The organism is Streptomyces sp. NPDC058525 (assembly GCF_042719495.1).
Lineage (GTDB): Bacteria > Actinomycetota > Actinomycetes > Streptomycetales > Streptomycetaceae > Streptomyces.
The window spans coordinates 31,422-47,116 of the sequence record NZ_JBHXNP010000075.1; the positions used below are offsets into that span (position 1 = coordinate 31,422).

The window sequence follows — 15,695 nt, forward strand, 5'->3', positions numbered from 1 at the left end:
GGGGCACCTTTGCGCTCCGGGCCGGGGGGGGCCCCCGCCCCCGGGGGGTGGGGGCCGTGGAGCGGCGCCCTTGTTTCACGTGAAACATCGCCGGGGGCGGAGCGGGGCACGGCCTACTTCGGCTCGTGCTCCGGGCCGCCGAAGTCCGGGCTCGAGAAGTCCGGCGCCGTGTAGCCGGGCCGGGGGCTCTCGGAGGGCGATCCCGGGCTGGTGAAGTCCGGAGCCGTGTACCCCAGGTGAGGCATCCGGCTGCTGCGTCTGCGAGGGGCCGGGAACCCCGATCCCGCGCTGGGGTCGGCCAGCGCGTCCCGCAGGAACGGCATGATGCCGCGCTCCAGCAGAGCGGTCCGCCAGGCCTCGCGGGCCCGCGCGACCTCGTCCGGTATCGCCTCGGACCCGTCCGCGGCGACCTCGGTCGCGCCGTTGCGCACGGCCGTCACCAGCAGGCCGATCACGGCGAAGACCAGGGAGGCGACGGTGAGCACGCCGAAGAACGAGCCCGCCGTCAGCATGGTGTCGGCGAAGGCCGGTTCGGGTTCGATCAGTTTCAGGATGTAGCCCACCAGCAGGAAGATCAGCATGGCGGTGCCCGCGAGCACGGGGGCCAGGACGGCGATCACCGCGCCGAGGCCCGCGCCGCCCTGCTCGTCGGCGTCCTCACCGGTCGTCCCGGGAGTGGAGAGGACCTCGTCGCGCCGTTCCTCGCGGACCTTCACGTAGTGGTCGTACTCGGTGGCGGCTGCCGCGGTCAGGAGGGCGCTGGCCCCCAGGGCCATGGTGCGCAGCTGTTCGGCGTTCAGGCGTTCGCCGATCGCGGCGAGCTCGGGCCGTTCGTGTGCGGTGCGCAGCGCCTCGTCGAGGAGCCGATCGAACTCCGGTCGGTCTTCGGTCAGCAGGTGCGGAGCGCTGGTCATGTGCATCCCCCGATGCTCCGTGGAGGCCGGTTTGCCCGCGTAGACCCGGGCGCCGGCACAAACGGAGGAGAGCCTGCTACGGATAGAGCGATGGTAGAGCGCCCACGCCGCAGGTTGACAGGGGCTTTCCAGAAATACCCCCAGCGTGACAAGCGTCAGTCACTCAGGGGAAGTTGTACGACGAGCAGCTTGCCCGCCATCGTGACGCCGCCGTCCATGGCGATGGCGAGCCCTTCCGCGTACACATGGGGGCCGTCCACGGCCTCCGGTCCGCGGGACTCGTCGCCGTCCTCGGTGCCCACTTCGCCGAGCAGGTAGGGGATCGGACTGTGCCCGTGCACCACGCGGCTGCCGCCGTAGGTGCCGAGCAGTTCGCGTACGGCTCCGGGGCCGGTCTCCTCGTCGCGGAAGGCGAAGCGCTTGGTGAACTTGCGGAAGAGGTCCCAGGTGATGTCGGCGTCGTTGCGGTTGAGCAGCTCGTGGATGGTGTCGTTGACGTCCTCGATCGAGTCGCCGTAGTCCAGGTAGGCCGTGGTGTCGGAGTGCAGGAGCAGGTGCCCTTCCTCCAGGACGGCCGCGTCCAGGCGGGACATCCACTGGAGGTGCACGTCCTGCAGGCGCTCCATGTCGGTGCGCTGGCCGCCGTTGAGCAGCCAGGCGGCCTGGAAGGTGGCGGTGCCGGCGCCGGAGGAGACGGGGGTGTCGCCGAACCGCTTGGCGCCGATCAGCAGCAGCTCGTGGTTGCCCATGAGCGCCTTGCAGTAGCCGCCGGCGGCCGCCGCCTCGGCGGACAGGCGCATGACGAGGTCGATCACGCCGATGCCGTCGGGCCCGCGGTCGGTGAAGTCGCCGAGGAACCAGATCCGGGCGTTTCCGGCGGACCAGCGGCGCTCGGCGTCGATGAGGCCCTGGGCGTGGAGTTCGGTGACGAGTTCGTCCAGGTAGCCGTGGACGTCGCCGACCACGTAGAGCGGGCCGGGGCCGGCGACTGCGGGGTCCTGGGGGACGTACTGGACCTGCACGGTGTCGCCGGGGCCGCCGAGCGCGCCGCGCCCGATGACGGGCAGGTCGCGGTGGGTCGGGGTGTAGCCCTCGAACTCGTCGTCCTCGGGCGCCGGCTCCGTGACCCCGTGCACCTCGTGTGCCTCGTACGCCGCGTGCTGCGGGACGGGCGGTGCCGGCGGGACGGGCGGTGCGGTGTGCGGGGTGGCCGGGTGCGGCGTGTAGCCCGGCTGCGGGGGCACGCTCGGCGCGCCCTCCTCGTAGTACGCCGGGTACTCGCCGTAGACGGGGGCTTCATCGGGCAGCCCGGCGGATACGGCGTACGGAGCGGGTTCGGTGACCGGCACCCGGAAGTCCCGCAGCGTTTCCGTCCGCATCGCGGGTCCCTGACCGGCCCCCTGAGTCATCGACCCCTCCACCACCGTCGCGCTGCCGTACACCTGCGGACCCTCCTGACCTCCAGGGAGGAGGGTCCGTGATGTCGTGCGCCCATCATAGGAATGCGGCTCGCGCTCTGTGACGCACCAGGGGTGGTGAATCCTGTCCGGAGCCGATCGTTCCTACCGTTTTATCCCGGTATCTGTGTCCCTGAAATCCCGGACAGTGCCAAAGGTCCCGTCCAAGGAGGGGTGGAGCGGGTCAGTCCTGCTCCGGAGAGCGGGGCGGGCTGACGGTGGTTCGGGGCTCCCTGCGCTGCGACGAGGTGCGGATGATGAGTTCGGTCGGGACGACCTGTTCGACGGGGCGTCCGGTGTCCACGCCCTCGATCGCGTCGATGAGCAGCTGCACGACGGCGGTGCCGATGCGGCGCGGTTTGAGGGAGAGGGTGGTGATGGGCGGTTCGGTGTTGGCGTACACGGTGGACTCGCTGCAGCACACGAGCAGCAGGTCCTCCGGGACGCGCAGGCCGTAGCGCCGGGCGGCGGCGAGCAGGTCGGTGCCGTTGGGGTCGAAGAGCCCGTACACGGCGTCGGGACGGTCGGGGCGGGCGAGGAGCCGGTCGGCGGCCACGGCGCCCGCGCAGGGGTCGTGGGCGGGGTAGGACTCGTAGACGGGGTCCTGGCCGACGCGCTCGCACCAGTTGAGGTACGCGGTGGTGGAGAGCCGGGTGTAGGTGTCGGTGGTGGTGCCGGTCAGCAGCCCGATTCTGCGGGCGCCGGCGGCGGCGAGGTGGTCGAGCAGGTTGAGTACGGCGGCCTCGTGGTCGTTGTCGACCCAGGCGGTGACGGGGAGGGAGCCTGCCGGGCGGCCGTCGGAGACCACGGGCAGGCCCTGGCGGACCAGTTCGCTGACGACGGGATCGTGGTCGGAGGGGTCGATGACGACGGTGCCGTCGAGGGCGACGTTGGACCACACGTCGTGTCGGGAGGTGGCGGGGAGGATGACGAGGGCGTAGCCGCGGGCGAGCGCTGCGGAGGTGGCGGCCCTGGCCATCTCGGCGAAGTAGGCGAATTCGGTGAAGGTGAAAGGTTCATCCCCGTACGTCGTCACGGTCAGGCCGATGAGGCCCGACTTGCCGGTACGGAGGGTGCGGGCGGCGGCGGACGGGCGGTAGCCCAGCCTGTCGGCCACCTCGCGGACGTGGCGGCGGGTGGCGTCCGGCAGCCGCCCCTTGCCATTGAGCGCGTCGGAGACGGTTGTGATGGAGACGCCCGCCGCGGCGGCCACGTCCCTGATGCCTGCCCGGCCCTGTCGGCCGGCGGCCCGCCGGGTGGTCTCGGTCCGGCTCACCTGATGCTTCCCTGCTGCTGTCATGGCGAGCCGATAGTAGGGCTCGGCGGGGTGGGTGGTCCGTGTGCATATGCACGCGTTGACAGGCACGTTTCTGCACGGTTCGCCACCCCCAATGACCTTGGAACTGAAGGCTTTTGATCCCTGCACTCTGTGGTGGCGCTTGTCGGCGGCCACGGGCATGCCAAAACGGTGTGCCTCCGGGCCGGTCTCAACTCACCTGCACGAGGGACGCGCGCCACGGCGCAGGCCACCAGCGCGCGCATATATGCGCGCGCTCCCCCGCATTCCAGGCGCCCCCATTCTCGGGAGAGCGGAATCCTCATAAGGTGAGCAGTATTGAGTCGACGGCGACGTCGGACGGGATGGTCGAGGAGGACCTGCGGTGAGCGAGAAGAGCCCGAAGCTGCGCGCCGAGCTGGACGGCATTCCCACGTACAAGCCGGGCAAGCCGGCGGCCGCGGGCGGGCCCGTCGCGTACAAGCTGTCCTCGAACGAGAATCCGTACCCGCCGCTGACCGGGGTGCTGGAGAGCGCGGTCGCGGCGGCCGGGAAATTCAACCGGTACCCGGACATGGCCTGCACCGGCCTGGTGAACGAGATCGCGGAGCGGTTCGGGGTGCCGGTCGAGCACGTCGCCACCGGCACCGGCTCGGTGGGCGTGGCCCAGTCGCTGATCCAGTCGACGGCCGGCCCGGGCGACGAGGTCATGTACGCCTGGCGCTCCTTTGAGGCGTACCCGATCATCACGCAGATCTCGGGCGCGACCTCGGTGCAGGTGCCGCTGACCGAGGGCGACGTGCACGACCTGGACGCGATGGCCGACGCGATCACCGAGCGGACTCGGCTGATCTTCGTCTGCAACCCCAACAACCCCACCGGCACCGCCGTGCGCCGTGCCGAGCTGGAGCGCTTCCTGGACCGGGTGCCCTCGGACATCCTGGTGGTGCTCGACGAGGCCTACCGCGAGTTCGTGCGCGACACCGACGTGCCGGACGGCATCGAGCTGTACCGCGACCGCCCGAACGTCGCCGTGCTGCGTACGTTCTCCAAGGCGTACGGGCTCGCCGGCCTGCGCGTCGGCTTCGCGGTGGCGCACGAGCCGGTGGCCGCGGCGCTGCGCAAGACGGCGGTGCCCTTCGGTGTCAGCCAGCTCGCCCAGGACGCGGCGGTGGCCTCGCTGCGCGCCGAGGACGAGCTGATGGGCCGGGTCGGGGCGCTGGTGGGCGAGCGCAAGCGGGTCCACGAGACGCTGCTCGCGCAGGGCTGGACCGTGCCGGACACCCAGGCGAACTTCGTGTGGATGCGGCTGGGGGAGCGGACCGCCGATTTCGCGGCGGCCTGCGAGAAGGCCGGTGTGGTGGTCCGGCCCTTCGCGGGCGAGGGCCTGCGGGTCACGATCGGTGAGTGCGAGGCGAACGACCTCTTCCTGCACACGGCGGAGGCCTTCTTCAAGGAGCTGTAGGCCGGGTCAGGCCAGTTCCACGCGGATGGGATCGCCGTCGCGGACGGTGGACAGCAGGCGGGGGTCGCCGTCGAAGGAGCCGAGCACGTTGCACGGGCTCGCCAGGCGGCTCTCGCCTCCGCGCGAGATGGGAGTGGGGCCGTAGGGCAGGGCGAGCGCGTCCCCCTCGGTCCAGAAGGCGACCGTGCCGGGCTCGACGACCTGCCGTGCGTCGTGCTCCAGTGCGACGGAGACGCCGGTGTCGAAGTAGACCTCCTCGCCCCAGGTGTTCGCGGAGGCGGAGATCGGAAGGGCCTCGGCCAGCGCTTTGGCGGTCGGGGTCTCGTCGAGGGTCGCGGTGAGATGGCCCGCGGGCCAGGAGATTCGAATCTTCATGAGCCGCATTCAACAATCTGTTGAAACTGTTGGCTAGAGGGGACCCCGCCCGAAGAGCCCGAAAGTCAGTGCGCCATAATGCTTGTGAATGTGAACGCGTTCACAAGCGTGTCCCGCTTCCTCCCGATTTGAGTGGGACACAACAGGCAGGCTGCGGCTGTGACCACGGTGACCCGAAGGAGATGACGACGTGGACCTGGCTTTGGCGCCCGAGACACTGGCGCGATGGCAGTTCGGCATTACCACCGTCTACCACTTCCTCTTCGTCCCCCTGACGATCTCGCTCGCCGCACTGACGGCCGGCCTGCAGACCGCATGGGTGCGTTCCGAGAAGGAGAAGTACCTCAGGGCCACGAAGTTCTGGGGAAAGCTCTTCTTGATCAATATCGCGATGGGTGTCGTCACCGGCATCGTCCAGGAGTTCCAGTTCGGAATGAACTGGTCCGACTACTCGCGGTTCGTCGGTGACATCTTCGGGGCCCCGCTGGCCTTCGAGGCGCTGATCGCCTTCTTCTTCGAGTCGACCTTCATCGGCCTGTGGATCTTCGGCTGGGACAAACTGCCGAAGAGGATCCACCTCGCCTGCATCTGGATGGTGTCCATCGGCACCATCCTGTCCGCCTACTTCATCCTGGCCGCGAACTCCTGGATGCAGCACCCCGTCGGCTACCGCATCAACGAGGAACGCGGCCGCGCCGAACTCACCGACTTCTGGCTCGTCCTCACCCAGAACACCGCGCTCACCCAGTTCTTCCACACCATCACGGCCGCGTTCCTGGTCGGCGGCGCCTTCATGGTCGGCATCGCCGCCTTCCACCTGGCGCGCAAGAAGCACATCCCCGTGATGCGGACCTCGCTGCGGCTCGGCCTGGTCACCCTGATCATCGCCGGACTCGGCACCGCCATCAGCGGCGACCTGCTCGGCAAGGTCATGTTCAAGCAGCAGCCGATGAAGATGGCCGCGGCCGAGGCGCTCTGGGACGGCGAGGCGCCGGCGCCCTTCTCGATCTTCGCCTACGGCGATGTCGACAAGGGCCACAACAAGGTCGCGATAGAGATCCCCGGCCTGCTGTCCTTCCTGGCCAATGACGACTTCACCTCCTTCGTCCCGGGCATCAACGACGTCAACAAGGCCGAGCAGGAGAAGTTCGGGCCCGGCGACTACCGGCCCAACATCCCCGTGGCCTACTGGGGCTTCCGCTGGATGATCGGCTTCGGCATGGCCTCGCTGGGCGTGGGCGTGCTGGGGCTGTGGCTGACCCGCAAGAAGTTCATGCTGCCGCCGGGGCTGCGGACCTCGGAGGACGAGGTCCCCCACCTGGTCCTCTTCAAGAAGGCGCTGAGCCCCAAGTGGGGACGGCTGTACTGGATCGTCGCGCTCTGGACCATGGGCTTCCCGCTCATAGCCAGCTCCTGGGGCTGGATCTTCACCGAGATGGGGCGCCAGCCCTGGGTGGTCTACGGAGTCCTGCGCACGAGTGACGCCGTCTCGCCCGGCGTGTCCCAGGGCGAGGTCCTCACATCCATGATCGGCTTCACTGCCCTCTACGCGGTGCTCGCCGTGATCGAGGTCAAGCTGCTGGTGAAGTACGTCAAGCTCGGCCCCCCGGAGCTCACCGAGGCCGACCTCAACCCGCCCACCAAGATCGGCGGGGACGACAAGAACCCCGACCGGCCGATGGCCTTCTCGTACTGAGGCTGAGGAGACCGCACGATGCAACTCCACGACGTCTGGTTCGTGCTCATCGCCGTCCTGTGGATCGGCTACTTCTTCCTGGAGGGCTTCGACTTCGGAGTTGGCGTCCTGACCAAGCTGCTCGCCCGTGACCGTAAGGAGAAGCGGGTCCTGATCAACACGATCGGGCCCGTCTGGGACGGCAACGAGGTCTGGCTGCTCACCGCGGGCGGCGCGACCTTCGCCGCGTTCCCCGACTGGTACGCCACCCTCTTCTCCGGGTTCTACCTGCCGCTGCTGCTCATCCTGGTCTGCCTGATCATCCGGGGGGTGGCGTTCGAGTACCGGCACAAGCGCCCCGAGGACAAGTGGCAAACCAACTGGGAGCACGCGATCTTCTGGACCTCGCTGATCCCCGCGTTCCTGTGGGGCGTGGCCTTCGCCAACATCGTCCGCGGGGTGAAGATCGATCAGAACAAGGAGTACGTCGGCACCTTCTTCGACCTGCTCAACGTCTACTCGATCCTCGGCGGCCTGGTCACCCTCACCCTGTTCACCTTCCACGGCGCGGTCTTCACCTCGCTCAAGACGGTCGGTGACATCCGCGACCGGTCCCGCGCCCTGGCCACCCGGCTCGGTGTGGTCACCGCCGTGCTCGCCCTGGTGTTCCTGATCTGGACGCAGGTCTCGCGCGGCGACGGGGCGAGCCTGGTCGCGATGGCTGTGGCCGTGGTGGCCCTGGTCGCGGCCCTCGGGTTCAACCTCGTGGGCCGTGAGGGCTGGTCGTTCGCCCTGTCCGGGGTCACCATCGCGGCAGCCGTCGCGATGCTCTTCCTGACGCTCTTCCCGAACGTCATGCCGTCCTCGCTGGACGACGCCTGGAGCCTCACGGTCACCAACGCCTCGTCCAGCCCGTACACCCTGAAGATCATGACCTGGTGCGCGGGAGTGGCCACGCCGCTGGTCCTGCTCTACCAGGGCTGGACCTACTGGGTGTTCCGCAAGCGGATCGGAACGCAGCACATCGTCGACGCGCACTGAGTTCCCGAGCGCTGCGGCACCGCCGCCGAGACCCTCCTGCCTGACCGACTGACCCTGCCTGGGGGATGTTTCACGTGAAACCGATCGACGCGCGCCTGCTTCGGTACGCCCGTTCCACCCGCCTCTTCCTGGCCGCGGTGGTGGCCCTGGGCCTCGCCGGGGCGGGGCTGGTCGTCGGTCAGGCGATGCTGATCGCCGAGATCGTGGTCGGTGCCTTCGAGGAGGGTCTGGGCGGCGCCGCGCTCCGGACGCCGCTGCTGCTGCTCGCGGCGGTGGCGCTGGGGCGCGGCCTCGTCGCCTGGCTGACGGAGCTGGCCGCGCACCGGGCCGGTGCGGCGGTCAAGTCCGAACTGCGTGGCCGGCTGCTGGACCGGGCCGCGGATCTGGGGCCCGGCTGGCTGACCGGCCAGCGGACCGGGTCGCTGGTCGCCCTGGCCACCCGGGGCGTGGACGCGCTCGACGACTACTTTTCCCGCTACCTGCCCCAGCTGGGGCTCGCGGTGGTCGTACCGGTGGCGGTGCTCGCCCGGATCGTCACCGAGGACTGGGTGTCGGCGGCCATCATCGTCGTCACCCTCCCCTTGATCCCGCTGTTCATGGTCCTCATCGGCATGGCCACCCAGTCCCGGATGGACCGTCAGTGGCGGATGCTGTCCCGCCTGTCGGGGCACTTCCTCGACGTGGTGGCCGGACTTCCCACCCTGAAGGTCTTCGGACGGGCCAAGGCCCAGGCCGAGTCCATCCGCAAGATCACCGACGACTACCGGCGCGCGACGATGCGGACGCTGCGCATCGCCTTCCTCTCCTCCTTCGCCCTGGAACTGCTGGCGACCCTGTCGGTGGCGCTGGTGGCGGTCACCATCGGCATGCGGCTGGTCCACGGGGAACTGGACCTCTACACCGGCCTGGTCATCCTGATCCTGGCGCCCGAGGCGTACCTGCCGTTGCGGCAGGTCGGCGCGCAGTACCACGCGGCCGCCGAGGGGCTGGCGGCCGCGGAGGAGATCTTCGAGGTACTCGAAACCCCTGTCGCGCGTCCGGCCGGCGGGGCCGTTCTGCCGGGCGGCGCCCCCCTGCGCATCGAGATCGACGGGGTGGCCGTCCGCTACGAGGGCCGCGGCGAGGAGTCGCCCGGGCCCGTCTCGCTGACCGTCGAACCCGGGGAGTGCGTGGCCCTCACCGGCCCGAGCGGAGTCGGGAAGTCCACCCTGCTCCAGGTGCTGCTGGGGTTCGTGGCACCGACCGCGGGACGGGTCCGGATCGACGGAGCGGACCTCGCCGAGCTGTCGCCCGAGGCATGGCGGGAGCGGGTGGCGTGGGTTCCGCAGCGCCCGCACCTGTTCGCCGGGACCATCGGGGAGAACGTACGGCTGGCCCGCCCGGAGGCCTGTGACGAGGACGTGGCCCGGGCCCTGAAGGACGCGGGGGCCTGGGAGTTCGTGGCCGCGCTGCCGCGCGGGGTCGAAACCGCCCTGGGCGAGGGCGGTGTGGGGCTGTCCGCCGGGCAGCGCCAGCGGCTGGCGCTCGCCCGGGCCTTCCTCGCGGACCGGGCCGTGCTGCTGCTGGACGAACCGACCGCCGCGCTGGACGGCGAGACCGAGGCCGCAGTGGTGGACGCGGTGCGGCGGCTGGCCGTGGGCCGGACCGTCCTGCTGGTCGTGCACCGGCCGGCGCTGCTCGCGGTCGCCGACCGGGTGGTGCCGATGACCGCCGCGGGCGCCGACCGCGGACCGCTCCCCCGGCCCGCCGCCGCCCCCTCGGCCGAGGCTCCCGGCCCGTCCTCGCCCGACGCCGGGGAGTGGATCCTCGGCCCCGCGGCCGAGCGGTCGCGCGCCGTCGTCGGCGGGACCGACTCGGGCGGGAGCGATCCGCTGCGCCGGGTACGGGCCGTGGCCAAGGCATGGCAGGGCCGCTTCCGGCTCGGGCTGCTGCTCGGAGCGCTGGCCGTGGGGTGCAGCGTCGGGCTGATGGCCGTGTCCGGCTGGCTGATCTCGCGGGCCTCCGAGCAGCCGCCCGTGCTCTATCTGATGGTGGCCGTGACGGCCACCCGGGCCTTCGGAATGGGCCGGGCCGTCTTCCGGTACGCGGAGCGGCTCGTATCGCACGACGCCGTGCTGCGGATGCTCGCCGATCTGAGGGTCTCCGTGTACCGCAGGCTGGAGCGCATCGCCCCCGCCGGGCTGCGCGAGCACCGGCGCGGTGACCTGCTGGCCCGGCTGGTCGCCGATGCCGACGCGCTGCAGGACTACTGGCTGCGCTGGCTGCTGCCGGTCGGGACCGCGGTGCTCGTCGGCTCCGGCTCGGTCGCCTTCACCACCTGGCTGCTGCCGGAGGCCGGAGCCGCGCTCGCCGTCGGACTGCTCGCCGCCGGCGTCGGTGTGCCGCTCGTCAGCGGGGCCTGTGCGCGGCGTGCCGAACGCCGGCTCTCGCCCGCCCGGGGCGAGCTCGCCACCCGGGTGGCCGATCTGCTCACCGGCACCGCGGAGCTGACCGTCGCCGGAGCGCTGGAGGACCGCAAGGGCCGGACCCGGGAGAGCGACGGCGTCCTGACACGGATCGCCGCGCGCGGAGCGGCCGCCGCCGGTCTGGGCGGCGGGCTGTCCGCTCTCGTCTGCGGCCTGACCGTCGTGGCCGCCGCGGCCGCGGCCGCGAACGCCGTGCACGACGGACGGCTGTCCGGGGTGGCCATGGCCGTCGCCGTGCTGACCCCGCTCGCCGCCTTCGAGGCGGTCAACGGCCTGCCGCTCGCGGTCCAGTACCGCCAGCGGGTACGGCGCAGCGCCGAGCGGGTCTACGAGGTCATCGACGCGCCCGCTCCGGTCGCCGAGCCGGGACGGCCCGCCGCCGCTCCGGGCTCGCCCTTCCCGCTGCGGCTGACCGGGCTCGGTGCCCGGCACCCGGGCCAGGAAAGGGACGCGCTGCGGGGTGTGGACCTGACCCTGGAGGCCGGCCGGCGCATCGCCGTCGTCGGTGCCTCGGGCTCCGGCAAGACCACCCTGGCGCAGGTCCTGCTGCGCTTCCTGGACCCGTGCGCAGGCACGTACACGCTGGGCGGGACCGACGCGCGCGCTCTCGACGGCGATGACGTCCGCGCGCTCGTGGGCCTCTGCGCCCAGGACGCGCACCTCTTCGACAGCTCCGTACGGGAGAACCTGCGGCTGGCCCGGACCGGAGCGAGCGAGGAGGAGCTGCGGGACGCGCTCGCCGCGGCGCGGCTCCTGGAGTGGGCCGACGGGCTTCCGGAAGGGCTCGACACGCTGGTCGGCGAACACGGTGAGCGGATCTCCGGCGGCCAGCGCCAGCGACTGGCCCTGGCCCGGGCGCTGCTCGCGGACTTCCCCGTCCTGGTGCTGGACGAGCCGGCCGAGCACCTGGACCTGGCCACGGCTGACGCGCTGACGGCGGACCTGCTGGCGGCGACCGAGGGCCGCACCACCGTGCTGATCACGCACCGGCTGGCCGGACTGGAGGCGGTCGACGAGGTGCTCGTGCTCGACGGCGGCGAGGTCGTACAGCGGGGCGGCTACGCCGAGCTGGCCGCCGCCGAGGGACCGCTGCGGCGGCTGCTGGAGCGGGAACGGGAGGCCGACGGTATGGTGGCCGACTTTCCCCATGCCGACTTTCCCCACTAATCGGGACTAACTAGTCTCAAGGACATGTCAGTGCAGGAGTCCCAGGAACCGCCGGAACCAACACCGGGTACGCCGGACCCGCTGGAGGCCGCCACCCAGGCCACCAGGAGTCTGCAAGGCCTGTCCACCGAGCTCACGGCCCGGGTGCCGCAACTGCTGGAGGCCATGAGGTCGGTCGGTACCGGGCTCGAACTGCACTCCACGCTGGACCGGATCTGCGAGACCGCGGCCGAGCTCGCGGACGCCCGCTACGCGGCGATCGGCGTCGTCGACACCGAGGGCCGGGGGCTTTCGGACTTCGTCACCTTCGGGATCAGCTCCGAGCTGGCCCGGAAGATCGGTCACCGTCCGGACGGGAAACGGGGCCTGCTCGGGGCGCTGATCTCGCATCCCGACACGGTCCAGCTCGAGGATCTGACGAAGGATCCGCGCTCCGCCGGCTTCCCGCCGCACCACCCGACCATGAAGACGTTCCTCGGCGTCCCGATCCGCGTCCAGGGGGAGATCTTCGGCAACCTCTACCTCGCCGAGAAGAACGGCGGCGGCCCGTTCAACGACTACGACGTCCACATGGTCCGCGTCCTGGCCACCGAGGCGGGCATCGCCATCGGCAACGCCCGGCTGTACGAGGCGGCCACCCAGCGGGAGCGCTGGATCGACGGCTCGGTGGCCGTCACCACCGCCCTGCTGTCCGGCGGGGACGCGGACGACGCCCTCGCGGTGGTGGCCGAGCAGGCCCGCCGGCTGGCGGACTCCTCGGCCGGGATCGTCATGCTGCCCGCCGAGGACGGCGGGATGGAGATCGTCGCCGTCTCCGCCGAGAACCCGGCCACCTCCCTCGGTGTGGTGGTCCCCGCCGAGAGCCCGGTCGTGCACAACCTCCTCCAGGGCGAACCGGTCTTCGTGGACGACGCGTCCTCCGACCCGCGCATGATCAGCAAGCTGACCAGTCAGTACGGGCCCTGCATGATGCTGCCGCTGCACAGCGGAGGCCGGGTGCTGGGCGCCCTGGTGACCCCCAGGGCGCGCGGCAAACGGCCGTTCAGCGAGGCCGAGCGGACCCTGGCCACGCAGTTCGCCTCGCAGGCGGCGCTTGCGCTGATGATGGCCGAGGCGCAGCGCGACAGGGAACGACTCGCCGTGTTCGAGGACCGCGACCGCATCGCCCGGGACCTGCACGACCTCGTCATCCAGCGGCTGTTCGCGACCGGGATGATGCTGGAGGGCGCGCAGCGCCGGTCCATCGTCCCCGAGGTCCGCGACGGGGTCGGCAAGGCCGTGGACGAGCTGGACGTGACGATCCAGGAGATCCGTACGGCGATCTTCGCCCTCCAGCAGGGCCCGGCGGAGGCCCCCTCGGGGCTGCGCACCCGGGTGCTCCGGGAGATCAACATGGCCGCCGTGCCGCTCGGCTTCAAGCCCGCGCACCGCTTCCTCGGTCCGGTCGACGCGGTCGTCGGCGAGCTGGTGGGCAAGAACCTGATCGCCGCGCTGCGCGAGGCCCTGTCCAACGCCTTCCGGCACGCCGAGGCCTCCCGGATCGAGGTGGTCCTGGACTCCACCATCACGCTGGCGGACGGACGCCCCGGGGTCCGGCTGGAGGTCGCCGACGACGGGGTGGGCATCCCCGAGGGCGGGCGGCGCAGCGGGCTGCGGAACCTGCGCCGGCGGGCCGAGTCGCTGGGCGGCGCGAGCTCGTACGGTCCGGGCATCGGGGAGGACGGCGGCGGGACGACCCTGGTGTGGGAGGCCCCGCTCTAGGGCCGGCCGGCGCGGCCGGCGCGTTCACCGGAGTCCGGGGGCAGCAGCCCCGGGTGTCCCTACTGTTGGCGCTGAGCGATCCGGTCGGCCACGATGCGCTCGATGACGACGGCGACCCCGTCCTCGTTGTTGGCCGTCGTACTGCCGGACGCGGCCGCGATCACGTCCGGATGGGCGTTGCCCATCGCGTAGGAGGTGCCGGCCCAGCTGAGCATCTCCACGTCGTTCGGCATGTCCCCGAAGGCGACGACCTCGGCGGGGGAAATGCCGCGCTCGGCGCAGCACAGCGCCAGGGTGCTCGCCTTGGAGACGCCCTGTCCGCTGATCTCCAGCAGGGCGGTCGGGCTGGAGCGGGTGATCGAGGCGTACTCGCCCGCAGCCTCGCGGGCCAGGGCGAGGAACTCGTCCGGGGCCAGTTCGGCGTGGTGCGCGAGGAGCTTGAGCACGGGCGGGGCGCTCACCTCCGTGTCCTCGTCGAGCAGCTTCTCGGCGACGGCGAGGTGGGCGCCGGGGTCCTGGAAGAACGGCGGGTACGCCGGCTCGTAGTTGATGCCGGTGGTCAGCTCCACCGCGAACGAGGTGCCCGGCGCCGCACTGCGCAGTGCCTTCACGACGGACATCGCGGCAGCCCGGGGAAGGGCCCTGACCAGGACGAATTCCCGTCCGGCGTGCAAATCGACGACCGCTGCGCCATTCGCGCAGATCGCCAGTCCGTGACCGTGGACGTGGTCGCTGACCACGTCCATCCAGCGGGCGGGCCGTCCGGTGACGAAGAAGACCTCGATCCCGGCCTCCTCGGCGGCGGCGAGCGCGGCGACGGTGCGGAGCGAGACGGACTTGTCGTCGCGCAGCAGGGTGCCGTCGAGGTCGGTGGCGATGAGCCGGGGGGTGGGGGTTGGCCCGTCCGGGCGCTGGGGAGCCGAGGTCACCGACCCATCTTCGCCCATCGCCCGGGACCGGCCGGACCACGGTGGGGCCGTACCGTCCCGGGGCCCGGATGTTTCACGTGAAACACAGGGGTTCGGGAGTCGTGTTTCACGTGAAACATCGGGCGGTCGTAGTCTCGAACGCATGAGTCTGCGACTGAGCACGGTGATCCTTCCGGTACGTCGATGGCACGAAGGGGGGCGCGACCAGTGGGTCCGGGCAGAGCGGCTCGGGTTCCACACCGCGTACACCTATGACCACCTGTCATGGCGGACCTTCCGCGAAGGGCCCTGGTTCGGAGCGGTGCCGACCCTGACCGCGGCGGCCGGGGCCACCGAACGGCTGCGCCTGGGGACGCTGGTCACCTCCCCGAACTTCCGCCACCCCGTGACCCTCGCCAAGGAGCTCATCACCCTCGACGACGTCTCTGACGGGCGCGTCACCCTCGGTATCGGGGCGGGCGGCAACGGCTTCGACGCGACCGCGCTGGGTCAGGAGCCGTGGAGCCCCCGCGAGCGGGCCGACCGGTTCGGCGAGTTCGTACCGCTGCTGGACAGGCTGCTGACCGAGGGCGCGGTCAGCTCGCAGGGCACCTTCTACTCCGCGGTGGAGGCCCGCAACATCCCCGGCTGTGTCCAGCGGCCGCGTCTGCCGTTCGCCGTCGCCGCCACGGGCCCGCGGGGTCTGCGCCTTGCCGCGCGGCACGGGCAGGCCTGGGTGACCACGGGTGACCCGAAGCTCTTCGAGGAGGGCACGCCCGAGCAGTCGCTGGAGGCGCTGCGTGGCCAGTTCGGACGGCTGGAGGCGGCGTTCGAGGAGATCGGGCGGGAGTTCGCGCCGATGGAGAAGATCCTCCTGACCGGCTTCACGCCCGAACGGAACACGATGCTGGAGTCCGTGGACGCGTTCGTCGACTTCGCGGGCCGTCACCTCGAGCTGGGCTTCACCGAGCTGGTCATCCACGCGCCGATCCCGGACTCCGATTTCGCCGCCGACGAGGCGGTCTTCGAAAAGATCGCCCTGGAGGCGTCAGCCCAGCTGAAGGGCTGATCCCCGCTCCCGCGGTCGGGGGCCCCCCCCCCGGCGGGGGGGGGGCGGCCCCCGGGGCGGGCGGGGGCCGCGCGCGGGGGGGGGCGCGGGGCGCCCCGGGGAGTATAAAAAAAAGAGGAAAC

General features: G+C 71.3%; 11 protein-coding genes. 6 read left to right on the forward strand and 5 right to left on the reverse strand.

Features of this window, described 5'->3' with window-relative positions:
• Positions 1–113: 113 nt before the first annotated feature.
• From ACFWP3_RS29145 to ACFWP3_RS29155, 3 genes are all read right to left on the reverse strand, one after another.
• Entirely contained in the window at positions 114–920 is an 807-nt protein-coding gene (locus ACFWP3_RS29145; RefSeq protein WP_384226798.1) for a hypothetical protein, read from the reverse strand.
• Between the two features lie 149 nt (positions 921–1,069).
• Entirely contained in the window at positions 1,070–2,323 is a 1,254-nt protein-coding gene (locus ACFWP3_RS29150; RefSeq protein ID WP_384226800.1) for a metallophosphoesterase, read from the reverse strand.
• A 232-nt stretch (positions 2,324–2,555) separates the two neighbouring features.
• Entirely contained in the window at positions 2,556–3,671 is a 1,116-nt protein-coding gene (locus ACFWP3_RS29155; protein WP_384226803.1) for a LacI family DNA-binding transcriptional regulator, read from the reverse strand.
• Positions 3,672–4,032: 361 nt separating this feature from the next.
• Here ACFWP3_RS29155 and hisC point away from each other — a divergent pair, with 361 nt between their 5' ends.
• Positions 4,033–5,112, forward strand: a complete 1,080-nt coding sequence (hisC, locus tag ACFWP3_RS29160) for a histidinol-phosphate transaminase (protein ID WP_384226805.1) — start codon at positions 4,033–4,035, stop codon at positions 5,110–5,112.
• Between the two features lie 6 nt (positions 5,113–5,118).
• Here hisC and ACFWP3_RS29165 read toward each other — a convergent pair whose 3' ends face one another.
• Entirely contained in the window at positions 5,119–5,487 is a 369-nt protein-coding gene (locus ACFWP3_RS29165; RefSeq protein ID WP_384226807.1) for a cyclophilin-like fold protein, read from the reverse strand.
• Between the two features lie 190 nt (positions 5,488–5,677).
• On the opposite strand from ACFWP3_RS29165, the gene ACFWP3_RS29170 reads away from it, so the two are divergent.
• From ACFWP3_RS29170 to ACFWP3_RS29185, 4 genes are all read left to right on the forward strand, one after another.
• Positions 5,678–7,183 (forward strand): cytochrome ubiquinol oxidase subunit I, encoded by a 1,506-nt coding sequence (locus ACFWP3_RS29170; protein ID WP_384226809.1) that lies wholly within the window; start codon positions 5,678–5,680, stop codon positions 7,181–7,183.
• A gap of 18 nt (positions 7,184–7,201) precedes the next feature.
• The gene (cydB, locus tag ACFWP3_RS29175) at positions 7,202–8,203 is read left to right on the forward strand and encodes a cytochrome d ubiquinol oxidase subunit II (protein ID WP_384226811.1); all 1,002 of its coding nucleotides are present in this window, start codon (positions 7,202–7,204) and stop codon (positions 8,201–8,203) included.
• Between the two features lie 74 nt (positions 8,204–8,277).
• Positions 8,278–11,835, forward strand: coding sequence for a thiol reductant ABC exporter subunit CydD (cydD, locus tag ACFWP3_RS29180; RefSeq protein WP_384226813.1), 3,558 nt, complete (start codon positions 8,278–8,280; stop codon positions 11,833–11,835).
• 24 nt (positions 11,836–11,859) lie between these two features.
• A complete protein-coding gene (locus ACFWP3_RS29185) occupies positions 11,860–13,596 on the forward strand; it encodes a GAF domain-containing sensor histidine kinase (RefSeq protein WP_384226815.1) in 1,737 nt (578 codons plus the stop codon).
• 59 nt (positions 13,597–13,655) lie between these two features.
• Here ACFWP3_RS29185 and ACFWP3_RS29190 read toward each other — a convergent pair whose 3' ends face one another.
• Entirely contained in the window at positions 13,656–14,543 is an 888-nt protein-coding gene (locus ACFWP3_RS29190; protein ID WP_384226818.1) for a Cof-type HAD-IIB family hydrolase, read from the reverse strand.
• 124 nt (positions 14,544–14,667) lie between these two features.
• Between ACFWP3_RS29190 and ACFWP3_RS29195 the strand changes: the two genes are divergently transcribed.
• Positions 14,668–15,573 (forward strand): LLM class flavin-dependent oxidoreductase, encoded by a 906-nt coding sequence (locus ACFWP3_RS29195; protein ID WP_384226820.1) that lies wholly within the window; start codon positions 14,668–14,670, stop codon positions 15,571–15,573.
• The last annotated feature ends 122 nt before the right edge of the window (positions 15,574–15,695 follow it).

What these genes read in the sequence shown, in the direction of transcription:
- ACFWP3_RS29155 (WP_384226803.1), bottom strand. Translation starts at nt 3,671, where the DNA reads ATGACAGCAGCAGGGAAGCATCAGGTGAGCCGGACCGAGACCACCCGG.
- cydB (WP_384226811.1), top strand. Translation starts at nt 7,202, where the DNA reads ATGCAACTCCACGACGTCTGGTTCGTGCTCATCGCCGTCCTGTGGATC.
- ACFWP3_RS29165 (WP_384226807.1), bottom strand. Translation starts at nt 5,487, where the DNA reads ATGAAGATTCGAATCTCCTGGCCCGCGGGCCATCTCACCGCGACCCTC.
- ACFWP3_RS29150 (WP_384226800.1), bottom strand. Translation starts at nt 2,323, where the DNA reads ATGACTCAGGGGGCCGGTCAGGGACCCGCGATGCGGACGGAAACGCTG.
- ACFWP3_RS29145 (WP_384226798.1), bottom strand. Translation starts at nt 920, where the DNA reads ATGCACATGACCAGCGCTCCGCACCTGCTGACCGAAGACCGACCGGAG.
- ACFWP3_RS29195 (WP_384226820.1), top strand. Translation starts at nt 14,668, where the DNA reads ATGAGTCTGCGACTGAGCACGGTGATCCTTCCGGTACGTCGATGGCAC.
- ACFWP3_RS29190 (WP_384226818.1), bottom strand. Translation starts at nt 14,543, where the DNA reads ATGGGCGAAGATGGGTCGGTGACCTCGGCTCCCCAGCGCCCGGACGGG.
- ACFWP3_RS29185 (WP_384226815.1), top strand. Translation starts at nt 11,860, where the DNA reads ATGTCAGTGCAGGAGTCCCAGGAACCGCCGGAACCAACACCGGGTACG.